Here is a 21,521-nt window from a genome sequence, read left to right on the forward strand (position 1 = left end):
GGAGAAATTGGTACTCTTGTGGTGACTGTGTGAAAAGAGATTACAGAAGGGCAGAAGTGTATGACCAATCCTTTTGATCCGAAACCGGATGACAACGGCTCCCACGGCGGGTTCGGCAACAATCCGGGAAACAACGCCAATAACTCCTCGGGAAACAATGGCGGCCTGCCGCGGTATGAACCCACCACGCACCCAGAGGATCAGGCTGGCTTCGGCCAGTCCGGCAGTTATGGCAATTACGGTGGCGAGTCCTACGGCGCTCAGCCCTATGGTGGCAATTCCTATGGCGCCTACAACGCCGGTCAGCCGGGATACGCCGGGGCAAGCTACGGAGGCGATTCCGGATATGAGGGCCCTGGTCCGGGCGCCGGCCCTGCCTACACGGGCCCAGTCAGCGCCCTAGAGGCGATCAAATGGGGCTTCAAGGCTGCGCTGGGTAATGCGATGCTGTGGGTGCTGGGTGCTGTCGTGGTGTTCTTTATTCAGGTTATTCCACAAATTGGCATCAGCGTTGGCGAGCAGAACGCCGATGGTACGGGCGCGAGCGTCATGGTGAGCTTCTTCTCCTTTGCCGTGTCTATACTCTCCATCGTTATCTCTTTGATTGTGTACCGCTTGGCCTATCGCGAGATCGATAAGCCAAGCCCCACGTGGGGCACTCTTTTCCAAGGTGTTCGCTGGGTGTCGCCGCTTGTGGTGAACCTGGTCCTGGGTATTCTTGGCGCTATAGCCCTCGTGATTGTTGTCGTCATTGTGTTTGCTGTGGGCTTCGGCGGGGCCTCTGCAATGGATATGCAGAACGTCGAGAACCTCGGAGACGGGGAGATTCTCGCGCTCGTCGGTTCCATCTTCGGTATTCTCGCCGTGCTCATGCTGATCGGGCTATTCATCCAGCCCTTCTTTACCCTCATGCCCTGGTTGGCAGCGGATACCTCCTCAATCGGTGAGGCGTTCTCGCAGGGGCTCAAGCTAGGCAAACAGAATTACAGCCACATCCTGCTGTTCATCGTTCTTACGGCTCTCATGTTTGCCGCGTCCTTCATCACGTTGGGCTTGGCGCTGGTAGTCATCGCACCGGCTATGCAGCTGGCAACCGCGCACCTGTGCCGCCAGTGTCAAGGGCGTTATGCCCCCGCAGCCTAAACACTAAAGGCCACACGTAGCGCATTTAACGCGCGCCGCCGCCCTGACTGTCCTCTTCGGATAGCCCTTTCACAGAGGAGGGCCTAGACAAGGAGGCCGGTCAGTGGCGGCTTTGGCGTTTTGAGTGTCGCGCTGGGGCACGCGTGTTGATCAGAGGGAGCTGACTAGGGAGACGAAAAGAGGTCCCGAGAGCGCTCGACGGCGTCCTCAAATGCGCTGGTGACCAGTGTCCCGAAAGTGCGGTATTCATCGGCGCGGGCAGCAGACGATCGGAAAACGAGTCCAACCTGGCGTTCCGCCGTTACCGTGGGGGCGAAATGGGCGACCGCAAGCTGAGGGTTTTGGCATTCCGTTGCGAGCGCTGATTCAGGGACAAGGGTAGTGCCGAGGTTTCCCATGACAAGCTGCAAAATAGTGGTCAATGACGAGGCGCGCGTGACGGCGTTGGTGGCCTCGGAGGGGTTCACTTTCGCGCGGCGGCACAGGTCGAGGACTTGGTCGCGGAGGCAGTGGCCGTCATCAAGCAAGAGCAAATCGAGATGCTCGAGCTCCGACAGCGTGAGGTCATCGCGCCCTGCGAGTGGATGCGCCGCTGGAGTTACTGCGGTGAAGGCCTCGGTGTAGAGAGGGATCTCCACCATGCCGGGAGCCTCAGTGGGTAGTGCAGCAACGGCTAAGTCAAGGTTTCCTTCGCGCAGCTTACTCAGAAGATGCTGGGTTTGCTCCTCGACGAAGCGGGGCTCCAAATCGGGGTAAGCATCATCGATGGATCGCAACAGACCCGGCAAGATATAGGGCGCGATGGTCGGGATGATGCCGATGGTGAGGGGACCGGTGAGTGTGCCGTTGGCGCCGCGGGCTTGGCTCAGGAAGGCATCGGAGGCTTCGAGGGCCGCCTTTGCATAGGGCAGGAGCATCTCGCCGGTGGACGTCACGATGACCTTGCGGGTGGAGCGTTCAATGAGCTGCACTCCCAGTCCTTGCTCGAGCGCGACGAGGGCTTGGGAGAGCGAAGGCTGGGAGATATCGAGCTTGGCGGCCGCGGAGCCAAAGTGCTTGTTCTCTGCGATCGTGACGAAGGTACGCAACTGGGCGAGGGTCGGACGATACTCCTTATTGTTCATGCCTATAACTCTAACACCTATAATTCGCGGAGCCTATTGACGCGCGAAATCTTTCGTGGCATACTTAACAGGCGTACGGCTGCGTACCAGCTAAAAGGCAAAGTGGTGTGCGGTCGTAGAGATCTGCATCACTTTTGAGCATTGTTGTGACTATTGAAGGAGATGAGTCTTCTATGCCTATTTTGACTGTTGGCGAGAAGTTCCCGGAGTTCGATCTGACCGCGCTGAAGGGTGGCGACCTCCACGACGTCAACGCTAACCAACCGGAGGACTACTTCGAGCAGGTATCTCTGGACAAGTACCAGGGAATGTGGAAGGTTGTGTTCTTCTACCCGAAGGACTTCACCTTCGTCTGCCCGACTGAAATTGCGGCCTTCGGCAAGCTGAATGAGGAGTTCTTGGACCGCGATACCCAGGTCCTTGGCGGCTCCACCGATAACGAGTTCGCACACTTCAACTGGCGTGCAACCCACCCAGAGCTGAAGGAAGTTCCGTTCCCGATGTTCTCTGATATTCGCCACGACCTGATCCGTGCCCTCGGTGTGGAGAATGCCGACGGTGTTGCTGACCGCGCTACTTTCATCATCGATCCGGACGGTGTTATCCAGTTCGTGTCCGTGACTCCGGATGCTGTCGGCCGCAACGTGGATGAGGTTCTGCGTGTGCTGGACGCCCTGCAGTCCGAAGAGGTCTGTGCCTGCAACTGGGAGGCTAATGACCCGACCAAGAACATCGACAAGCTCGAGGTTGTTCAGTCCGCTCTGTAAAGCAGCACTAAGCACAACCGTCCAACCTTAAAGGAGTTACATCAATGTCCATCGAAAACCTGAAGTCCGCGCTTCCGGCATATGCTAAGGATCAGAAGCTCAACATTGGTTCCCTTACACGCACCACCGAGCTGAATGAGGAGCAGCTGTGGGGTAGCTTGGTCGCTGCTGCCGCTGCGACCCGCAATGATCTGGTGCTGTCGGAGATTCTCGAGGAAGCCCGCGAGCACCTCAGTGAGGAAGCAATTGACGCAGCTCTTGGCTCCGCCACGGTGATGGCTATGAACAACGTGGCCTACCGTGCAAAGAGCTGGTTGGGCGATGATTTTGCCCAGGTCAAGTTTGGTCTGCGCATGAATATCATTGCTAAGCCCGGCGTGGAAAAGGCCACGTTTGAGCTGTGGAGCACCGTTGTCTCCGCCATCAACGGCTGCGAGCACTGCCTGTCCGCACACGCCAACACCCTCTTGGAGGAGGGCGTGACCAAGGAGCAGATCTGGGAAGGTATCAAGGTAGCTGGCGTCATCGAGGCTGTGGCCCAGGCGCTGCAGGCCGAGGCCGTGCGCACCGCTGAGTAAAACCAGCTAGCACTTTTCTAGCTAAACGTAGAGTCCCACTGCCCGCATTAGGCGGGAGGTGGGGCTTTCTGTTTTGGCCCATCGGGGAGGGGCGTCGGTGCGTAGAGGTCGCGTCGGGCGGCTCTTTTCTGCCTAGCCGACGACCCCGCCGAAAGCGACGCCGATGCCATAAGTGACGGCCAGGCCCAGTGCACCACCGATGACGAGGCGGAGCACGGAACGCCCAGTGTTCGTGTCGGCGAGGCGGGCGGAGACGTAGCCTGTGATGGCAAGAGCGACCAAGGTAACGATGGCGACTGTTGCTGCAGCCATGCTCATGGGGGCGAGGAAGATCGACAACAGGGGGAGTGCGGCGCCGGCGAGGAAAGATATGGCCGACCAGAACGCCGCGTGCCATGGATTTGTCAGGTCTTCGCCGTCGATGCCCATTTCAAGCCGGAGGTGTGCTTCGAGAAGTCTATCCTCGGCAGCGATCTCACGGGCGGCAGTGTCCGCGGTTTCGGTGTGCATGCCGTAGCTGGCGAGCATGGAAACGAGCTCGGCATGCTCTTGTTCGGGGATTTCCGCCAGCTCGCGGGTCTCCTTGTCGATCATCATCCGCTCGGAGTCACGCTGAGCGGACACCGAGACGTATTCTCCGAGCGCCATGGAAGCGGCGCCAGACACGGTGGCTGCCAAGCCTGCGGTGAGGATGGTGCTTGCCGACGCCCCCGAACCCACCACGCCGAGTAGAAGCGCGGCGACAGAGACGATACCGTCGTTGGCGCCAAGAACGCCTGCCCGCAAAGAGTTGAGGCGCGCGTTGTGTGAAGATCCGTGGGGTTCGTTGCCATGGTGGGGCATTGCCAGCTCCTCGATGTCCAGAGTGTCCGCGTCGTGCTCTAGTGCTCTCGCAATTGTCTAGAGAACTTCTTACTCTCCAGTATTGTTGCTGGTCAACGCCCTGTAAAGCGTGTGTAGGCTTAGCTGAATGCAGGGAGCGAAGGCTTAGACAATAGTGCCAGTCCATTCGCCACAGGCGGCGCCATCCACGGACAGCCCCATGGTGAAAACCTGGTCGGTGAGTTCAAAATGAGCCGTTGGCACGGTGACTACGAGCTCCTCGGGGGTGTACGTGTAGTGATAATCGACGGGCCGGTGGGCATCCCTGGTGTCCTCACCAAAAGACGCGATTTCCATGGAGACGAGCTGGTCTCGCTCGAAGTGGATGATGAGTTGAAGATCGAGGGTGTGCAGCTTAAACACGACGTCACGGTGGTGAGGAAGGCCTCCGAGAAGCCAGTGGACCGTGACGGCGTCATCCTGCGTTTCAAAGTGAACGCCCGCGAGGCGAATACTGGTGGCTGGGGAGTCTGGAGTATTCATAGCGCCACCCACTGTACTCCCCATGCCACTACTTGAAATCGAGAGAAAAGTATTCAGATTTGGTGAGATGCAGGACCTTCTCGAAGAGCCAGCAAAAGAGCAGCGCAAGGGCGAGTGGCAGGACGAGGTATACGAAGGTGATGATCATTACGTTGCCAGCGCTCCAGCCCCAGCCTTCGTAGTTGAGGGCGGCCAAGGGGCCCATGAGGCCGGAGATGCCGAAGCCAGCGGAAATCGGGGTACCGGAAATCCCTAGGGCGCCGCCGACGCCGCCCAAGACGGCCGCGGAACAAATTACCGGGAGGAAGGTCACTGGTTTGGACAGCATATTGGCCATCTGCACCTTGGGGGAACCGAGGACGTGCAGGATGGAGGTGGCGAAGCCGTTGACGCGCCAACCAGCAACCAGGAGGGTAAATCCGGCGGCCACGGCGCCCAGGTTGGCGGTACCGGAGGCAACGCCGTCAATGAAGATGGCAGTGGCAATGCCAACGGTGGAGACTGGGGAGACAATCATGATGGCGAAGAGGATAGCGAGGACCACGCCCATAAGGACCGGCTGCAAAGTGGTTGCGCCGTTGACCAAGTTGCCCAACCACAGGGTGAAGACCTTAACAACGGGGTAAGTGACTACCCATCCAATCGTGCCCGCGACCAGAGTCACAATGGTGGAGAGCAGCAAGATTGAGTAGTTCTTGAGTTTATCGCCGATGAAAAGAAGCAGTCCCACCGCGATGGCTGCGGTAAGTCCTGAGTTAATCACAAGGCCAGTACCTTTGAGGAAGAAGCCGCCCTCGGGATTCACTGTGGCCACGCCGGAGCCGCAGAAGGAGGCAATACCCACCGCGGCGGTTTGGATGGGTGTCATCTTGAATTCGATGCCAATGAGGACACCGATCATGACGGGCAAAAGGCTAGCGGCCAAACCGGTGAGGGCCATGACGGTGGCGGCGCCAGACCAGAAGGGCAGCAGAGCCTTGGCCAGTTCGCCCAGTAGAGCTTGCGGAACCAGCGACACCACGACGGCGATGGAGATGCCGTTGAGGACCTTCATGGTGAAGGAACCGGGTGTGAGGCGCTCGGCCGCGGGGGCTGCGCTGGCGTGAGGAATTGGGGAAAGCTTGCGTTCGTCTATCTGTTGTGCCGTGCTCATTCTCCAATCATACGAATAATATGCGATGAACGGAAAATATTAATTCAGAAAAGGGGGTATTAATAGTCCCTGCTTATGCGCCCTAGTACTCCACGCGCAGCTCAGAAAGCCGTACTTCCCCGGCTTCATCGGAGGCATCGAGATCTACGATGCCAACGAGCTGATAGGAGTTATCACCCTCTGGGTCCTTAAGGATTTGACGCACGGTCCACGACCGCGAGCCGCCAACTCCACGAGCGCCCGAGCCCGTGTCACCCTTATCCAAGACAAAATATTCCTGCCCCCTAGCCGCTGGCCCAGTGTCGATGTCATCGTAATCATCGAAGTAGTCATCGAGGGCGCGGCCGAAGTCGGGGATCTCCTCCAAGTAATCCAATAGGTTTGCCAAGCGCTCTTCCTTCTCCAAGGCAAAGAGCTGAGCAAGGCGGAAGAAGTAGTTGCGCACCATGATGCTGAAAGCCCGCTGATTCGCGGTCAAGGCAGTGGGAGCCTCAACTCCAAAGGCCAACTCGCGGTCCAAATCCTCCTGGGAAATGGGGGAGTCCTCGCCAGCCATCTCAGCCCACTCGTCGACAAGCGAAGAATCTACTTGGCGGATAAGCTCCCCGAGCCAGACGATGATGTCCTCGAGTTCTTCTGTGAGGAACTCCGCGGGAATCGACTGCTTGAGCGTGCGCCAGGCATCCGTCAGGTAGCGCAAAATGACGCCTTCCGAGCGGGCAAGACCGTAGGTGGCGACGAGATCGGAAAAAGTCATGGCGCTCTCCAGCATGTCGCGCACTACAGACTTAGGCCGCAGCTCGAACTCCTTAGCCCATGGGTTGGTCTGGCAGAAGGTCTCATAGGATTGTTCGAGGAGTTCTTCCAGGGGCTTTGGCCACGTGATGTCTTCCACGATGGCCATGCGCTCGGTATAGTCCACGCCCTCCGCTTTGAGAGCTGCTATCTCCTCACCGCGCCGCTGCTTCTGTTGAGCAATAAGCACCTGGCGTGGATCATCCAGCACCGATTCAAAGACAGAGATGACATCGAGGGCATAGGTCTCGGACTCGGGATCCAGCAAGGTGAGTGCCGCTAGCGCGAAGGGGCCTAAAGGCTGGTTGAGGGCGAAATCGCGCGGCATCTCACGGACCACGTGGTAGGGGCGGCCGTAGATATCGAGCCCCTTCGTAGACTTTTGCACCACGCCCGAATTGAGGAGGCCTCGGAACAGACTCAACGCTGTGAGGATGTCCTCGTTCTGGCGGGCGCGCGTGTTGTGGCTCGTGCGGAGCAGGTGCTTAAGGTGCTCGTAGCCGTTGCCGTGGCGGGCGAGCACGTTGAGCAACATGGAGTTGGACACTCGGAACTGGGACGTCAATTGCTCCGGCTCGGCGTCGATAAGCCGGGCGTAAGTCTGCTCCGACCACGACACTTCACCGTCGCGCGCAGACTTCTTCTTCAGCTTCTTGAGGCGGGCCGGGTCATCGCCCACACGGCGCCGCGCTTTGGCGTTCTCAATCTCATACTCCGGCGCCTGCACTACGACGGTGCCTTCCGTGTCATAACCGGCGCGGCCAGCGCGGCCGGCAATCTGGTGAAACTCACGGGATTTCAGAATGCGTTGGCGGGTCCCGTCGTACTTGGCCAAACCCGTCATCAGCACTGTGCGGATGGGGACGTTGATGCCCACCCCCAAAGTATCGGTGCCGCAAATAATCTTGAGAAGGCCCTTCTGAGCCAGGCGCTCAACCAAGCGCCGGTACTTCGGCAGCATGCCAGCGTGGTGGACACCGATTCCCTTACGCAGAAGCTTAGAGAGGTCTTTGCCAAACGTCGTGGTGAAGCGGAAGCCTGCGAGCTCCGCGGCAATGGCCTCCTTCTCCTCTGCGGTGATGATCTTCGACAGCGAAGTGAGCGCCTGCGCACGCTCTGAGGCTTCGCGTTGGGAGAAGTGGACGACGTAGATGGGCGCCTTGCCATCGGCGAGCAATTCTTCGATTGTTTCGTGGACCGCGGAAAAGACATAAGAGAAGTCGAGGGGCACCGGGCGAGTTGTTCCCGCTACCAGCGTCGTCGTGCGGCCGGTACGCTCCGTCAAATCCTTCTCCAGCCATGCGGTATCGCCCAGGGTGGCGGACATGAGCAGGAACTGGGCCTTCGGTAGCTCCAGGAGCGGTACCTGCCAGGCCCAGCCGCGATCGGGTTCGGAGTAGTAGTGGAACTCGTCCATGATCACTTGATCGATGGCGGCTTCCGCGCCATCGCGTAGCGCAATATTGGCCACGATCTCAGCGGTGGCGGCGATAATCGGGGCGGAGCCATTGACCGTGGCATCGCCGGTCATCATGCCGACGTTCTCGGGGCCGAAAATCTCGCAGAGAGCGAAGAACTTTTCGCTCACCAAGGCCTTGATGGGAGCGGTGTAGAAGCTGCGCTGGCCGCGTGCTAAAGCAATGAAGTGGGCGGCGTTGGCCACCATGGATTTACCAGAACCGGTGGGGGTGGCCAAGATGACGTTATCCCCGGCGAGAACACCAAGGGAGGCCTCTTCCTGCGCCGGGTAGAGCGAGATACCGCGGCCGGAAGTCCAGGACAAAAATGTGTCCCAGATGGCCTCATCAACCATCGACTCGGGGACTTCGGCGAGATCGGGCAACATCTGAGAAAGGTTCACCCGTCCCACCTTAGGCGAAAAGCTCTATTAACCAGAGCGTCGGCCCTGCGCCCCAACTTCACTGCCCTGCCTCTAATTGTGCGGCTGGGCAAGATATGCTTAGACGTCGTCATCCATGTCTAAGCCGGGGCCTTCATCGCGGCCGTAGTTGTCTTCGCGGTCATCGATATCTTCGGACAGGATGTCCGAGCTGTCATCGAGGCCAGCAAGAAAGGCCTCAAAGTCCGCACCGATCTCCTCGCCAGTGGGCATGTGCTCCTCACCTGGCATGATGGCCTGCGGGTGGCGGGAGCGGTAGCGCTCCATGTAGGCATCGTACTGCTCTTCTAGCTGACGTACGACGCCAGCGATCTCCTCAGAATCGGTAACCTGCTCCTCCAACTGCTGGTTGATGCGAGCAACGTCCGCTTCCAGGCTGCCCAGCGGAATGTTGAGGTCAACCGCCGAGGCGACCGAATCTAACAGCCGTAGCGTGGCGGCCGGGTAAGGAGACGCCGCAAGGTAGTGCGGAACATGAGCGGTGTATCCAGCAACGCGGCGGCCCTTCTTATCCAAGGCTCGCTCAATATACAGGGCGGCGGCGCCCGGGACCATCATGGTGGATTCCATGCGCACCATGGAGTTAAGGAGCTCCGGCTCATTGCCGTGCGCCGTGACCACGGTGGGGCGGGTGTGCGGCACCGGCATAGGGGCCGAGTACAGCATGATGGTGTTCTTGATATCGAACTTTTCCACCAAGTTCACCACCGCGTCCGTAAATGCCTCCCAGCGCAAGTCCGGTTCCGGTCCAGAAAGCAGCAGGAAAGGTGTGCCGGAGTTATCCCGGAGCACCTTGATGCCCAGATCGGTGTTCTCAATTTCTACCGTGCGGTCGTGGTCAATGGTGACGGCGGGGCGGCGAGAGCGGTAGTCAATAAGCTCGTCATTATTAAACGAAGCCAGCTGGCGGTTCTCCAACGCGGCTTTGAGGTGATCAGCACTGGCTTCGACGGCCTGGCCCGCATCGGCATAGCCATTCATGGCCACGATCATCGTAGGGCCATTGCCTGGGGCGGAATCGTCCTTGACCACTGGTGCGGGATACTCCAGCTCATACATGCGGCCCTGTTCTTCCTGCATGATTGTGACTCCTCCTTCTATCCGTGCGCTTCTTTAGAAGCGTACGGACCTAATCAGCGTTCTGTGCCTTGCAACGCTGTAGGGCTACTACCTATTCCCAGCTGCGATTGTGCGTTCCTTGCCAAGCCGAGCTGGGATTGATCATGGGCACTGGTGATGATCGTTCAAGCATGCCACATGGCCATCCGTTGTGCCAGCATGTCGAGTTGGTGGGTGTGAATAACTTGGCTCTTTCCCTCGGATTGCAGACCAGTCCGGACTAGTTATCCACAGATTCTCCGTGTGTGGCGTGATCCCCCTAGCGTCCTGTGGCAGCCCTGGTTCAGGGTACAAGTATGAGCACATTCTCAACGCACACAGATAACACCCCACCGATTACGACACCTGGTCATCTCCTTGCTAACATCCCCGGACTCCTTGGCTTCTATCCCACCGAATCGGTGGTATTCATGGCCATTGACACCACCCCGCGCGGCCCGGCCATGGGTCCGCTCGCCCGCGTCGATATCCCCGATGCCGCCGGAGCCCTGCCAGACATCGCGGCGATGCTGGCAGAGAATGCCCGCGAAGGCGTCTTCGCCTTCCTCATTTCGCAGCGCCCGCTTACTGAATTACGGGAGGTGACCCACTGGCTCTACGGCCTGGATCGTTCCTGTGACGGGTTGGAGATTGACGCGGCCTGGTACGCCAAGGAAATCACCAAACATGAGCCCTACGTTCTGTTGCACGGAACCGTCAACGCAGATGGGAGCGGGCCGATGAAAAAGTGGGTAGAAGGCACTATACCGGCGCTTACCGACGCCTCCTCGATGCGCTCCTGCGTCAATCACAATGTTGTTCCAGAGCTCAATAGGGAAGAATTCTTTGCCATTTTCGCGCCGGGAAACCCACACCTCGATTCTGCCGAAGCCGAAGCCCTGAGCCGACAAGCACGCGATACCGCGACTCAGTTTCGCGCCCAGGTGGCCGCGGCGAAAGGGAAGAAGCGCAAGGAACTCCTTGAGCACTTTGTGGATGATGCTCAGTGGGCGCTTCACCAGGTGGCGTCTGTGGAGGAAGCCGAAGAAGATGTAGAGCTGTTGGCATCATGCGCCGTGTGGCTGTCGACGACGTGGACGCGCGACCTCGTGGTGGGCATCTGCGCGGAGGCTGGCGAAACCGGTGCGTACCTTCTCCTAGCAGCAGCGCGCACATTCGGCGAAGAATTACGGGCGAATGCTCTGACCCTGTTTGCCCTGGCACACATGGAACAGGAGTGGGACATCCTGGCTGGACCGGCACTGCAGCTCGTCACGGAAGAGTTCCCCAGCCATCGCCTAGGCTCGCTGTTGTGCCAGGCCTATCGCCACGGGCTGCATGAAAAGATACGTGCTTCGATCCACGCAGGGGCGCGTAAGGCCTTCGACAACGCGGTAGGGGATACGGCTGGGGAGGGCAGCACTAACGCCGCGCGGAATGAGCCCGCTCGCCGAGCTGCCGGGTAAAGTTCCACGCATCCGTCACGATGGTGGTCAAGTCGGTGCGGCTCGGATCCCATCCGAGCTCGGACTTAATCTTGTCCGAGGAGGCCACGAGGGTTGCGGGATCTCCTGCGCGGCGGGGCGCCAGCTCAGCGGGGATGGGGTGTCCGGTGACTTCGCGGCAGGCCTCAATGACCTGCTTGACAGAGTAACCGTCTCCGGAGCCGAGGTTATAGATGCGGTGTGTACCCGCAGCGTTGCTTTCAAGCGCGAGCACATGAGCGTCGGCCAGGTCACGGATGTGGATGTAATCGCGGACGGCGGTGCCGTCGGCAGTGTCGTAGTCATCGCCGAAAATGAAGATCTTGTCGCGATGGCCAAGTGCTACCTGCAATACAAGCGGAATGAGGTGGGTTTCCACCTCGCGGTTCTCGCCAATGCTGCCGTAGGCACCGGCGACGTTAAAGTAGCGCAACGACGTCGCCCCCAAGCCGTAGGCCTGGGCATATGAGGTGATCATGTAGTCGATTGCGAGCTTGGATGCGCCATAAGGATTCGTCGGCTTCGTAGGCATCGTCTCTGTGATCGGAACCTGTGCAGGCTCGCCGTACGTTGCCGCGGTCGAAGAAAACACAAGGTTGGTGACGCCGAATTCGCGCATGGCGTTGAGCAACTGCAGCGTCGTGACGACATTGTGCTGCCAATAGTCAGCCGGAGCCTCAACGGATTCGCCAACGAGGGAGCGAGCGGCAAAATGCACAACGCCGTCGAAGCCTCCTTCAGATAGCACTTCACGAGCGACATCGGCCACGTCACCCTCGACGAGGCGGGCCTGCTCTGGGATAGCTTCGCGGTTGCCGGTGGAAAAGTTATCGATGATGGTGACGTCGTGCCCCTTCTCCACGAGGACGGCCGCGCACACGCTGCCGACATAGCCGGCACCGCCAGTAACAAGTAGCTTCATCGCCTTAGTCCTCCTTGACTCGGATAGCGTGCGCGAGGTCGTCGACAAGCTCGACGGTGTGGCCCGACTCCGTGGTCAGCGTAATCGTTCCGCTTTCATTGACCACGGTAACCTTCGAACCAACCTGAATACCGCACGAGTAAAGCTCGTGGAAAGTCGAGTTATCCGCCTGCAAAACCTCGTTGATCTGGACGATGGTGGCTGCAGTCTTTTGCCCGGTGGGAAGATCGATGGCGCGAGTCCCCAGGTCGAGTTCTGCGGGGGTCATGCCAAGCTGCGCCAAACCTGGGATGGGGTTGCCGAAGGGGGAGCGGGAAGAATCCTCAAGAACGGCTATGACTCGCTTCTCTACCTCTTCGCTCATGACGTGCTCCCAACGGCAGGCCTCATCATGAACCTTGTGAATATCGAGGCCTAGGACGTCCGTGAGCAAGCGCTCAGCGAGGCGGTGCTTGCGCATGACATTGGTGGCCAGTTCGCGACCTTGCTGGGTGAGGTCGAGGCTGCGGTCCGTGCGCACGTGGAGCAGGCCATCGCGCTCCATGCGAGCCACAGTCTGGGACACAGTCGGCCCAGATTGCTCTAGGCGCTCTGCAATGCGAGCACGCAGTGGGGTAATTCCTTCCTCTTCGAGCTCATAAATGGTTCGCAGATACATTTCCGTGGTGTCAACTAGATCCCTCACGTGGGCTTACCTTTCTGCGTTGTCGGCGGTCCGTAGCCACATAGGTTTAGGCGCGGTAATAGGAGTGTATTAAGAGAATATCTTAAACAATAGCGTATTTTTTCAGGGCTTGCGCACGCAGCGCTGCACGCTGCGCGGGGTGAATAGGAAGATATGGACAAAGAGATTCACGGCCCTCGAGAAATGACGAAAGCCACCGAGCATCGACCTCCCCGAGCCCAGCCAACAATTTAGGTGGGCAGGAGGGATGAACCTCGATGGCTAGCGTCAAGAGCTATGAAACAGAATTTAAAGCGCGTATTCGCGGAGACGATCGGCGCGGTTGCCCTCCCGCAGCTTGGCCATGACCTCGCGCTCAATCTGGCGAACACGCTCGCGGGAGAGACCGAACTTGCGTCCAATCTGATCGAGGGTGCGCGGAACACCGTCGTCCAAGCCATAGCGCAGGCGGATGACATCCTGCTCACGCTCCTCGAGGGAGCCGATGACGGAGCGGATATCAGAGTGGCGCATGGATGCCACCACGGCGGTTTCCGCATCGGTTGCCTCGGCATCCTCAATGAAGTCACCCAACGGTGCTTCTTCATCGGTGCCCACAGGCATATCCAGGGAGACGGGATCGCGAGACTGGCGCAGCAGCATTTCGATCTTGGACTCTTCGATGCCGGATTCCTCGGCCAGCTCCTCATTCGTAGCCTCGCGGCCCAAGGACTGATACATCTCGCGCTTGATGCGGGAAAGCTTATTGACCTGCTCTACCAGGTGCACCGGGAGGCGGATGGTGCGGGACTGGTCAGCCATGCCGCGGGTAATGGCCTGGCGGATCCACCACGTGGCGTACGTGGAGAACTTGAAGCCCTTGGCATAGTCAAACTTCTCCATTGCGCGAATCAGGCCCAGGTTTCCTTCCTGGATGAGGTCCAGCAGCGGCATGCCGCGGCCGGTATAACGCTTAGCCAGGGAGACCACGAGGCGCAGGTTAGCCTCGAGGAGGTGGGAGCGTGCCTTCTTGCCTTCGCGGGCGAGAATCTTGAGGTCGCGCTTCTCGGCGCGGGTCAGCTTCTCGGCATTGGCGAGCTTGTACTCGGCGTACAGGCCCACCTCGATTGCCTGTGCGAGCTCAACTTCGTCTTCGGCGCTCAACAACGCAGTCTTGCCGATTCCGTTGAGGTAAACGCGGACCAAGTCCGCGGAGGGATTGTCATTAGTCTGGTTACGGCGTGAGCCGCGGTCAACTTCCTGTCCGTCCTCGTCCTGGACGCTAGCAGCGGATGATGTGGCCATCTCATGCCTCCTAAGTTGCGGCTTGGTTCATCTCCTACAACGGACCTTCGGCGCAGATAGTTCCCACGGTTTGAAAAATGTTCACGCATCCCGGTCTGCGAGGTGGGTTTTAGGCCATTTTGGGGGAGGCGCGCCGAGGCTACACCTCAACGAGCACGGTAAACGGCCCCTCATTGACGGAGGAGACCTGCATCATGGCTCCGAAGCGACCTTCCTCCACGGTGATCCCGCGCTTCCGCAGGCGAGCGACAACCCCTTGGATCAGCGGTTCCGCCGCGTCCCCGGGTGCGGCATCTGACCATGATGGCCGGCGGCCCTTCGCCGTTCGCCCGTAGAGAGTGAACTGGCTTACCACTAGCACTGGAGCTCCACTGTCAACCACGCTGGTTTCGCCCTTGAGAATGCGCAGCTCGGCGATCTTGCGTGCCATCGTGTCCATCCGCTCCTCCAAGGATGGCCCGTCGGCAGGACCAGCTTCGGCGCCTGCCGTGACATCGTCACGAGATACACCAATGAGCGCTAGGATGCCGCCGGTGTCGGGACAGCTGATGGAACCGACAACGTCGCCTTCTACCGTGACGGAAGCTTCAGAAACGCGGGTGAGAACAGCACGCATGGACGGGGATACACAACCTTTCTTGTGGAGAAGTTTTCAGTACGCAAGGAGGCTGATGAGGATACAGCTAACGCGAACTACTTGGTCTACTCGGTGTTGCTAAAAGCTAGCAGCTCCGTGGGGATCAGCAGACCATGGCGGATGAGATCCACGATGGCAGGAAGCGCAGCACTCACCAGTGCGGTCTCATCAAAGCCTTGTGCGGCGGCGTAAAGCTCGATGGTTTCGCCGATGCTCAACCCATGTGGATTAAGCCCGGCGACGATAGCCGCGAGGTGCTCGTCGACATCATGCTGCCAGCGCGGACCGTCGGTCCGGCTCAAACGTAGCGCTTCGCGCTCAAAGCCCATGCCAAGCTCAGCATCTGGCAGGGCCACGTCCTCCCGAGCAACACTGGGGCGCAGCTGAACGTGCTTGGTCTCCAGCTCACCCGGCACCAAAGCGCGCAGCCATTCGACGCGCGCAAAATACTCTTCTATTTCTGGTCCGAGTGGACCAATGAGCGGCTGTGACATTGTCTCCGCCAGAATGTCCGAGGGCTCGTCGTCCCCAATACGCTGGATGGCTACGAAACCAAATCCGATGCCAGTGACCTCGTGCTCGCGGAAGTGTTCGAGCCAGCGGCGCGAACGCTCCCTTCCCTCAGGGCTGCGAACATCCACGGACTCATCGCTTAACCAGGTGGACACATACAGAGCAGGATCTGCCACGTCGCGTTGAATGATCCATGCGGCTACACCGGTGTCCGGTAACCACGAGGCAACCCGCTGTTGCCAGGACTCCTCGCCTTGATGAACCCACGCGGCGAGCACGTGCGCGGTTCCTCCAGGGGTGAGGTGTTCCACGGCTTGGGACACCACGAGCTCACTAGCACCATCGAGGTTGAGTCCGGAATCTCGGTACACATGGCCGACCTCAGGAAGGCCCACCACGAATGGAGGATTGGCCACGATGCGGTCGAAGCGCTCGTGTTGTACCGGCTCGAACCACGAACCCTGGCGCAGTTCGACCCGTTCCTTTGCGTCCGCTGCAGCAACGGTAGCGCGGGCGAGCTCAAGGGCTCGCTCATGGACATCAGTAGCGACGATGCGCTCTGCAGAATCCAGCTGCCCCAGGACCTGCACGCCAGAGCCTGTGCCCAGATCCAGCACCGATGACACCGGAGTAGTGGGAGTCGAATGAAGTAGGGAAAGGCTGGCAGAGCCGACACCCAAGACGTGCTCGGGACCAGGAACGTGGTCCACGAGGGAAGCATCAACATCGGAAAACACCACGCGATTCTTGCCCACGATGACGTGCGGCCGAATGTCGTATGCCACGTAGACAGTGCCGTGATCGTCGGTAAGCGCGACACCGCTGTCAAGCAATTGGGTGGCTAGGCGGGCACCGAGGACGTCGGAAAGCAGCGTGGCCGGCACGTGCTCGTGCAACACAAAGATGCGGATGAGGCGGTCGAGACGGGAGTCGCCGCTAGCACCCAGCGCCACGGCCTCGGGCTCCCCGCGATGTAGGGCTTCGGTGTACTCCGGCCCTAAGTGTCCCGCGATGCCGTCCGCGGTGAATCCCGCGTCAGCAAAGACACGGGCGAGGTCGGCCGCGACATCCGCGACGGGGTGCTCTGGGTTCATCTCCGGGCCAAAAGGAGAAGGCTGTTGTGTGCTCACAAAAGTGTCCTTACATTGCTTCGGGAGGTAAACGGTAAACGTCTAGTCTTCGTGGTCGATGGTGTTTTGCTTCGCCGTATCGTCGTGTGATGACGGCGCGCCGGGAAGCGCTCCATGGGACCGGCTTGTCAGTTGCTCGCGCTGGGCCTGCGCCATTTGCCGGGCCATAGCGGGCTTATAAACAGCCTTCTCGCGCTTGTCTTTCTTTTGACCCCGACCATTGCCAATGACCACAGCGATCCAGGGCAGTGGGAAGGTGACGGCCACGACGAGGGCAGCGGGGATCCACCACTGCCAAACATAAACCATGGCCCCGGCTATCAGGAGGGATGGAACGCGCAAAAACTGCAGTATTGAGTAGATGATCTCGCGGCGATGCCGGTCTTGACCGGGGGCGAGCTTGGCAGTCGTGATGAGGTGCGTCTCGCGGCCGAATCCGCGCCCGCGCCGCTGCCCTGAACGTGGGGTATGGCGGGGGTTATCGCGCGAGTTCGAAGGGGTCATGCCTACTAGCGTAGCTGCAGGACTCGCCAACTTCGATACCGATGCGGCATGATAGGGGGCGTGAGTACGACGACTAAGACTATTGAACGCCCTGATGTCCGCGAGGATACGTCGACCAACGACGACACCCCGAAGTTCTTCCACTACGTGAAGAAGAACCAGATCCTCGATTCCGCGGTCAACGGCAAGTACGTCGTTGCCCTGTGTGGAGAGACCTTCCCGGTGACCAAGCAAGCGAAGCCCGGCTCACCCGTGTGCCCAGACTGCGAGCGCATATATAAGAGCTTGCGCCGCCGTTAAGTCTGACGTCGACGCTCATCCTGCGTCGGCGTAAACCGAAGCGTACGAAAAACTTCACAAGAGCGGGATGTTGGGATAACTAGAGGGGGAAAGTCGCTGACCGTGTCTACTCAGACTCCAGCACAGAGATTTGCCAATAACGGTTCGCTGCGCGTATGGCAACGCGCGGCTTTGGATAAGTTCCTAGCCACCAAGCCGAAGGATTTCATGGCGGTGGCAACGCCAGGCGCAGGTAAGACCACCTTCGCCCTGCGGGTAGCCACAGAGCTCATGGCGGACCGCACCGTAGAGCGCGTCATCGTGGTGGTGCCCACCGAGCACCTCAAAGTGCAGTGGTCGGAATCCGCCTCCCGCGTAGGGCTAGCGCTTGACCCCAAGTTCACAAACTCCTCGGGAGTCAACCCCGCGATGGACGGTGTCGTGGTGACCTATGCGCAGGTGGGCATGCACCCGTACAAGCACCGCGCGGTTGCCTCAGCGCGGCGCACCCTGGTGATCCTCGATGAGATCCACCACGCCGGAGATGCCAAGAGCTGGGGCGATGGCGTGCGGGAAGCCTATGATGATGCGGAGCACCGCCTCGCACTGACTGGTACGCCCTTCCGCTCCGATGACTCGCAGATCCCCTTCGTGCGCTATGAGGAGGACGGGGAAGGCCACCTCGTATCCCGCTCTGATCACACGTATGGCTATGGCGATGCGCTTGCCGACGGTGTCGTGCGCCCCGTGGTCTTCCTCAGCTACTCCGGCGAATCCCGCTGGCGCGACAGCGCCGGTGAGGAACATGCGGCCCGTCTCGGCGATATTCTCAATCCGGAGCAGACCGCCCGCGCCTGGCGCACGGCCCTCGACCCGAAGGGCGAGTGGATCCCCACCGTCTTGCAGGCGGCGCACACGCGGCTGATGCAGATGCGCCGCAACATGCCGGATGCCGGCGGTCTGGTACTTGCTACCGACACGACAACCGCGCGCGCCTACGCCAAGATCCTCAAGCAGATCTCCAATACTCCCGTCTCCGTCATCCTCTCCGATGATCCAGGCTCCTCCGCGCGCATTGCGGAGTTCTCTGAATCCACCGACGAGTGGATGGTGGCCGTGCGCATGGTGTCGGAGGGCGTCGACGTTCCCCGCCTCGCCGTAGGCGTGTACGCCACCTCTGCCTCGACCCCGCTGTTTTTCGCTCAGGCCATCGGGCGTTTCGTGCGCTCCCGCATGCCCGGCGAGACGGCCTCCGTCTTCCTGCCCTCCGTGCCGGTGCTCTTGGGCCTTGCCGAGAACATGGAAAAGCAGCGCGACCACGTCCTGGGAGGGGAGAAGAACCCCGACAAGGAAGGCTGGGACGACGAGCTTCTGGAGGACGCCAACCAGAAGAAGACCGAGCCCGATATGCTCGAGCCTTCCTACGAGTCCCTCGGAGCGGAGGCAGAGTTTTCCGGGCTGCTTTATAACGGTTCACAGTTCACGACGGGCAACATCACCGATGAAGAAGAGGACTTCCTCGGAATCCCCGGGCTTCTCGACGCCGACCAGGTCAAGGACCTTTTGCGCAAAAAGCAGTCTGAAGAGTTGGACCGCCGCGAGGCAGAAGAGAAGGCGCGCCGGGCTGCGGAAGCAGCAGAGGAACAACGCCGCAAGCTCTACGGCACCCCACATGCACCCAAGCGTGGGGCAGAGGCGTCGGCAAGCAGTGCTGGTTCCCAGCCAGGTGTGGTGGATGAGATTTCCGCGCTGCGCAAAGAACTCAACACGGTGGTGTCTATCACCGCCCAACGCACCGGGCGCCCGCATGGAGCCATCCACACAGAAGCCCGCAAGGCCTGCGGTGGCCCGCCGACTGCGTTGTGCGACGCCGAGCAGCTGCGGGAGCGCATCGATTACCTGCGCAAGTGGTAGCCGGCGCGGCCGCGCTATCAACTAGTTGGTTGATGAGAAACTCAACCGGCTACGCGATGGAAACGCTGTGAGCGCGAAGCAGGATGGATAGCAGATGGTCTAAAGGCCAATCACCATCCTCGACGCAATCGCCACAGCAGCGTGGCTAGGAAGGAACACACAATGCAGTCCCTCTATAGAGCAGCCATCTTCTACCTTGTCATGGGGTTGAGCGCCGGCGTGTTCTACCGCGAGTTCACGCGCGCGAATGATTTCCCGGAGGGGCAGTTCACCCAGCTGGGCGTGGCCCATACCCACCTTTTAGCGCTGGGATTCATGATGTTCCTCATCTTCCTTGTGGTAGACAAGGCGTTCGCCGTGTCCCATAACAAGAAGCTGTTCAATTCCTTCTTCTGGTTCTACAACGCTGGCGTGGTGGTTACCGTTGCGATGCTCATTTGGCACGGCAGCCTCACCGTGCTCGGTGAGGAATCTACCGCGATGATCGCCGGAATCGCCGGCCTCGGACACATCTTCATCACGGTGGGTCTGGCACTCTTCCTCGTCGCATTTGGCCGCGCATTGAACGAGCCCGCTAACCCTGCCGCCGCAACTTCTGTGAGCGCCTAGCTATGCCCGCGGCTACAACAGAATCCAGCACGGTGGCACCGACCCGCCGTGACTGGATTAGCCTTGCGGTTTTATCGGTAGGGCTGAGTGTCATTGTTCTTGATGGCACTATCGTCGGCGTGGCATTGCCCGCCATCATCACGGACCTCAACCTGGATATCACCCAGGCACAGTGGGTCAACAGCCTCTACGCGGTAGTGCTTGCCGCGCTGTTGCTATCAACCGGAAAGATCGCGGATAGTTGGGGCCGCAAACGAGCTTTCCTTCTCGGCCTCGCCGTATTCGTAGCAGGCAGCGTGTGGGCTGGTTTCTCCGAAACAGCGGGAATTCTCATCTCGGCACGTGCCGTGCAGGCAGTGGGCGCGGCTTTTATCATGCCCTCCACCCTGTCCACCGTGAACGCCGTATTCCGCGGGAAGTATCGTGCAGCCGCATTCGGCGTGTGGGGCGCCGTCATCTCAGGCGCTGCTGCCGTAGGCCCTTTAGCCGGCGGCGCGCTTACTCAGTGGGTGTCCTGGCACTGGATCTTTCTGGTCAACGTCCCCATCGGCCTTTTCGTGGCCGGTGGAGCTGTCCTTACCGTCCGGGAAACCCGCAACCCAGAGACTCGCCCTGGAGTCGACGTCGACGGCGCGCAGCTGAGCGCGATTGCCTTTGGGGCCCTTGTTTTCGCTGTCATCGAGGGGCCCAGCCTTGGCTGGTGGACACCGCAAGCGGAGCTGACTGTGTTCGGGTGGACGTGGCCTACCACCGCGTCGGTATCCGCTGTGCCGGTGGCGCTGCTCATCGCCGCGGTCGGATTCACTTTGTTTATCCGTTGGGAGAAGCACCGCGAAAAGGTTCAGCGCTCCGCACTCTTGGACTTGGGGCTATTTTCCTATCCGACGTTCTCGTGGGGAAATACCACCGCCGGTGCGGTAGCCATCGGGGAGTTCGCCATCATCTTCGTCTTGCCGTTATATCTCATTAATGCGTTGGGCTTAAGCGTAATGTCTGCCGGCCTTGTGCTCGCGGCGATGGCCGTCGGAGCCTTCATTTCAGGTGCAGCCGCACGCCACGTCGCTGGGCGCTTCGGCGCCCCTGGCACCGTACTCATCGGCCTGAGCCTCGAGGTCGTCGGAGCTCTTATACTCGCGTTAATTCTCGGTCCCGACACCAGCGGATGGCTCATCGCGCTGCCGCTTGTGATCTATGGAGTGGGCCTAGGATTCGCTTCTGCGCAGTTAACCGGAACCGTCTTGCGTGACATCCCCGTGGAAAACTCAGGCCAAGCTTCCGCGACACAGAGCACAGTTCGTCAAATTGGTTCTTCCCTGGGAACCGCGATTTCCGGTTCGGTCTTTTCCGTCTCGCTAGCGCTGTCTCTGCCGAAGGCGCTTAATACCATTGGCTTCGATGGTCCGGCTGCGGAAGGAATAGCGGAAGCAGCGCGTCAATCGGCTGGGTCGAGTATCGCTGGGCTGCGTGCGCAGGGTGCCGCCAGTCCCTTCGGAGAGGAGACTGCCGTGTTGGTCCGAGCACTCAGCGACGGTATGAGTGATGCAGCGCGTTGGTCATTGCTGACCGCAGTTGCGTTCTTAGGGCTCGGTTTTATTGGTGCGTTGCAGGTCCGCAAAGCAGCGCAGGGCTAAGCAAGG

20 protein-coding genes are annotated in these 21,521 nt (G+C 59.8%); 8 read left to right on the forward strand and 12 right to left on the reverse strand.

Annotated features, from left to right (window positions below):
- The first annotated feature begins 60 nt into the window (after positions 1-60).
- Positions 61-1,143, forward strand: a complete 1,083-nt coding sequence (locus tag HMPREF2635_RS03645; protein WP_049157529.1) for a hypothetical protein — start codon at positions 61-63, stop codon at positions 1,141-1,143.
- A 164-nt stretch (positions 1,144-1,307) separates the two neighbouring features.
- On the opposite strand, the gene HMPREF2635_RS03650 is transcribed toward HMPREF2635_RS03645, so the two are convergent.
- The gene (locus HMPREF2635_RS03650) at positions 1,308-2,267 is read right to left on the reverse strand and encodes a hydrogen peroxide-inducible genes activator (RefSeq protein ID WP_049157528.1); all 960 of its coding nucleotides are present in this window, start codon (positions 2,265-2,267) and stop codon (positions 1,308-1,310) included.
- 173 nt (positions 2,268-2,440) lie between these two features.
- On the opposite strand from HMPREF2635_RS03650, the gene HMPREF2635_RS03655 reads away from it, so the two are divergent.
- Both HMPREF2635_RS03655 and HMPREF2635_RS03660 read left to right on the forward strand, forming a co-directional pair.
- Positions 2,441-3,034 (forward strand): peroxiredoxin, encoded by a 594-nt coding sequence (locus HMPREF2635_RS03655; RefSeq protein WP_070753995.1) that lies wholly within the window; start codon positions 2,441-2,443, stop codon positions 3,032-3,034.
- A gap of 44 nt (positions 3,035-3,078) precedes the next feature.
- The gene (locus HMPREF2635_RS03660) at positions 3,079-3,612 is read left to right on the forward strand and encodes an alkylhydroperoxidase, AhpD family (RefSeq protein ID WP_070547103.1); all 534 of its coding nucleotides are present in this window, start codon (positions 3,079-3,081) and stop codon (positions 3,610-3,612) included.
- Between the two features lie 132 nt (positions 3,613-3,744).
- On the opposite strand, the gene HMPREF2635_RS03665 is transcribed toward HMPREF2635_RS03660, so the two are convergent.
- The 5 genes from HMPREF2635_RS03665 to HMPREF2635_RS03685 all read right to left on the reverse strand — a co-directional run bounded on the left by HMPREF2635_RS03665 (position 3,745) and on the right by HMPREF2635_RS03685 (position 9,905).
- The gene (locus tag HMPREF2635_RS03665) at positions 3,745-4,455 is read right to left on the reverse strand and encodes a VIT1/CCC1 transporter family protein (protein ID WP_046648218.1); all 711 of its coding nucleotides are present in this window, start codon (positions 4,453-4,455) and stop codon (positions 3,745-3,747) included.
- Positions 4,456-4,599: 144 nt separating this feature from the next.
- Positions 4,600-4,977: a hypothetical protein gene (locus HMPREF2635_RS03670; protein WP_046648216.1), complete on the reverse strand. Its 378-nt coding sequence runs from the start codon at positions 4,975-4,977 to the stop codon at positions 4,600-4,602.
- A gap of 28 nt (positions 4,978-5,005) precedes the next feature.
- Positions 5,006-6,031 carry a PTS sugar transporter subunit IIC gene (locus HMPREF2635_RS03675; RefSeq protein WP_371326148.1) on the reverse strand — a complete coding sequence of 342 codons (1,026 nt, stop codon included), beginning with the start codon at positions 6,029-6,031 and terminating at the stop codon, positions 5,006-5,008.
- Between the two features lie 181 nt (positions 6,032-6,212).
- Positions 6,213-8,786, reverse strand: coding sequence for a DEAD/DEAH box helicase (locus HMPREF2635_RS03680; RefSeq protein ID WP_070513113.1), 2,574 nt, complete (start codon positions 8,784-8,786; stop codon positions 6,213-6,215).
- A gap of 99 nt (positions 8,787-8,885) precedes the next feature.
- Positions 8,886-9,905: a PAC2 family protein gene (locus tag HMPREF2635_RS03685; RefSeq protein WP_070513116.1), complete on the reverse strand. Its 1,020-nt coding sequence runs from the start codon at positions 9,903-9,905 to the stop codon at positions 8,886-8,888.
- 335 nt (positions 9,906-10,240) lie between these two features.
- On the opposite strand from HMPREF2635_RS03685, the gene HMPREF2635_RS03690 reads away from it, so the two are divergent.
- On the forward strand, positions 10,241-11,389 hold the full coding sequence (locus HMPREF2635_RS03690) for a DUF4192 domain-containing protein (RefSeq protein ID WP_046648207.1): 1,149 nt from the start codon (positions 10,241-10,243) through the stop codon (positions 11,387-11,389).
- On the opposite strand, the gene galE is transcribed toward HMPREF2635_RS03690, so the two are convergent.
- The 6 genes from galE to HMPREF2635_RS03720 form a co-directional block, all read right to left on the reverse strand.
- The gene (gene galE, locus HMPREF2635_RS03695) at positions 11,346-12,329 is read right to left on the reverse strand and encodes a UDP-glucose 4-epimerase GalE (RefSeq protein WP_046648205.1); all 984 of its coding nucleotides are present in this window, start codon (positions 12,327-12,329) and stop codon (positions 11,346-11,348) included. The genes HMPREF2635_RS03690 and galE overlap by 44 nt on opposite strands.
- 4 nt (positions 12,330-12,333) lie before the next feature.
- Complete coding sequence (locus tag HMPREF2635_RS03700) at positions 12,334-13,014, reverse strand: metal-dependent transcriptional regulator (protein WP_046648203.1); 681 nt, start codon at positions 13,012-13,014, stop codon at positions 12,334-12,336.
- Between the two features lie 288 nt (positions 13,015-13,302).
- Positions 13,303-14,298 carry a sigma-70 family RNA polymerase sigma factor gene (locus HMPREF2635_RS03705; RefSeq protein WP_046648202.1) on the reverse strand — a complete coding sequence of 332 codons (996 nt, stop codon included), beginning with the start codon at positions 14,296-14,298 and terminating at the stop codon, positions 13,303-13,305.
- Between the two features lie 139 nt (positions 14,299-14,437).
- A complete protein-coding gene (dtd, locus tag HMPREF2635_RS03710; protein WP_046648200.1) occupies positions 14,438-14,914 on the reverse strand; it encodes a D-aminoacyl-tRNA deacylase in 477 nt (158 codons plus the stop codon).
- A gap of 86 nt (positions 14,915-15,000) precedes the next feature.
- Positions 15,001-16,542 (reverse strand): DUF7782 domain-containing protein, encoded by a 1,542-nt coding sequence (locus HMPREF2635_RS03715; protein WP_210397760.1) that lies wholly within the window; start codon positions 16,540-16,542, stop codon positions 15,001-15,003.
- A 78-nt stretch (positions 16,543-16,620) separates the two neighbouring features.
- Positions 16,621-17,082 carry a DUF3099 domain-containing protein gene (locus HMPREF2635_RS03720; protein WP_141759832.1) on the reverse strand — a complete coding sequence of 154 codons (462 nt, stop codon included), beginning with the start codon at positions 17,080-17,082 and terminating at the stop codon, positions 16,621-16,623.
- 48 nt (positions 17,083-17,130) lie between these two features.
- Between HMPREF2635_RS03720 and HMPREF2635_RS03725 the strand changes: the two genes are divergently transcribed.
- The 4 genes from HMPREF2635_RS03725 (at position 17,131) to HMPREF2635_RS03740 (ending at position 21,515) form a co-directional block, all read left to right on the forward strand.
- Positions 17,131-17,382 (forward strand): DUF3039 domain-containing protein, encoded by a 252-nt coding sequence (locus HMPREF2635_RS03725; protein ID WP_046648196.1) that lies wholly within the window; start codon positions 17,131-17,133, stop codon positions 17,380-17,382.
- A gap of 102 nt (positions 17,383-17,484) precedes the next feature.
- Entirely contained in the window at positions 17,485-19,275 is a 1,791-nt protein-coding gene (locus tag HMPREF2635_RS03730) for a DEAD/DEAH box helicase (protein ID WP_070821288.1), read from the forward strand.
- 162 nt (positions 19,276-19,437) lie between these two features.
- Entirely contained in the window at positions 19,438-19,884 is a 447-nt protein-coding gene (locus tag HMPREF2635_RS03735) for a DUF2871 domain-containing protein (RefSeq protein ID WP_070821289.1), read from the forward strand.
- 2 nt (positions 19,885-19,886) lie between these two features.
- On the forward strand, positions 19,887-21,515 hold the full coding sequence (locus tag HMPREF2635_RS03740; protein WP_070700450.1) for an MFS transporter: 1,629 nt from the start codon (positions 19,887-19,889) through the stop codon (positions 21,513-21,515).
- Positions 21,516-21,521: the final 6 nt, after the last annotated feature.

Source organism: Corynebacterium sp. HMSC035E02, from assembly GCF_001836065.1.
Lineage (GTDB): Bacteria > Actinomycetota > Actinomycetes > Mycobacteriales > Mycobacteriaceae > Corynebacterium > Corynebacterium hiratae.

What these genes read in the sequence shown, in the direction of transcription:
- HMPREF2635_RS03645 (WP_049157529.1), top strand. Translation starts at nt 61, where the DNA reads ATGACCAATCCTTTTGATCCGAAACCGGATGACAACGGCTCCCACGGC.
- HMPREF2635_RS03650 (WP_049157528.1), bottom strand. Translation starts at nt 2,267, where the DNA reads ATGAACAATAAGGAGTATCGTCCGACCCTCGCCCAGTTGCGTACCTTC.
- HMPREF2635_RS03655 (WP_070753995.1), top strand. Translation starts at nt 2,441, where the DNA reads ATGCCTATTTTGACTGTTGGCGAGAAGTTCCCGGAGTTCGATCTGACC.
- HMPREF2635_RS03660 (WP_070547103.1), top strand. Translation starts at nt 3,079, where the DNA reads ATGTCCATCGAAAACCTGAAGTCCGCGCTTCCGGCATATGCTAAGGAT.
- HMPREF2635_RS03665 (WP_046648218.1), bottom strand. Translation starts at nt 4,455, where the DNA reads ATGCCCCACCATGGCAACGAACCCCACGGATCTTCACACAACGCGCGC.
- HMPREF2635_RS03670 (WP_046648216.1), bottom strand. Translation starts at nt 4,977, where the DNA reads ATGAATACTCCAGACTCCCCAGCCACCAGTATTCGCCTCGCGGGCGTT.
- HMPREF2635_RS03675 (WP_371326148.1), bottom strand. Translation starts at nt 6,031, where the DNA reads ATGAAGGTCCTCAACGGCATCTCCATCGCCGTCGTGGTGTCGCTGGTT.
- HMPREF2635_RS03685 (WP_070513116.1), bottom strand. Translation starts at nt 9,905, where the DNA reads ATGCAGGAAGAACAGGGCCGCATGTATGAGCTGGAGTATCCCGCACCA.
- HMPREF2635_RS03690 (WP_046648207.1), top strand. Translation starts at nt 10,241, where the DNA reads ATGAGCACATTCTCAACGCACACAGATAACACCCCACCGATTACGACA.
- galE (WP_046648205.1), bottom strand. Translation starts at nt 12,329, where the DNA reads ATGAAGCTACTTGTTACTGGCGGTGCCGGCTATGTCGGCAGCGTGTGC.
- HMPREF2635_RS03705 (WP_046648202.1), bottom strand. Translation starts at nt 14,298, where the DNA reads ATGGCCACATCATCCGCTGCTAGCGTCCAGGACGAGGACGGACAGGAA.
- dtd (WP_046648200.1), bottom strand. Translation starts at nt 14,914, where the DNA reads ATGCGTGCTGTTCTCACCCGCGTTTCTGAAGCTTCCGTCACGGTAGAA.
- HMPREF2635_RS03715 (WP_210397760.1), bottom strand. Translation starts at nt 16,542, where the DNA reads ATGAACCCAGAGCACCCCGTCGCGGATGTCGCGGCCGACCTCGCCCGT.
- HMPREF2635_RS03720 (WP_141759832.1), bottom strand. Translation starts at nt 17,082, where the DNA reads ATGACCCCTTCGAACTCGCGCGATAACCCCCGCCATACCCCACGTTCA.
- HMPREF2635_RS03725 (WP_046648196.1), top strand. Translation starts at nt 17,131, where the DNA reads ATGATAGGGGGCGTGAGTACGACGACTAAGACTATTGAACGCCCTGAT.
- HMPREF2635_RS03735 (WP_070821289.1), top strand. Translation starts at nt 19,438, where the DNA reads ATGCAGTCCCTCTATAGAGCAGCCATCTTCTACCTTGTCATGGGGTTG.
- HMPREF2635_RS03740 (WP_070700450.1), top strand. Translation starts at nt 19,887, where the DNA reads ATGCCCGCGGCTACAACAGAATCCAGCACGGTGGCACCGACCCGCCGT.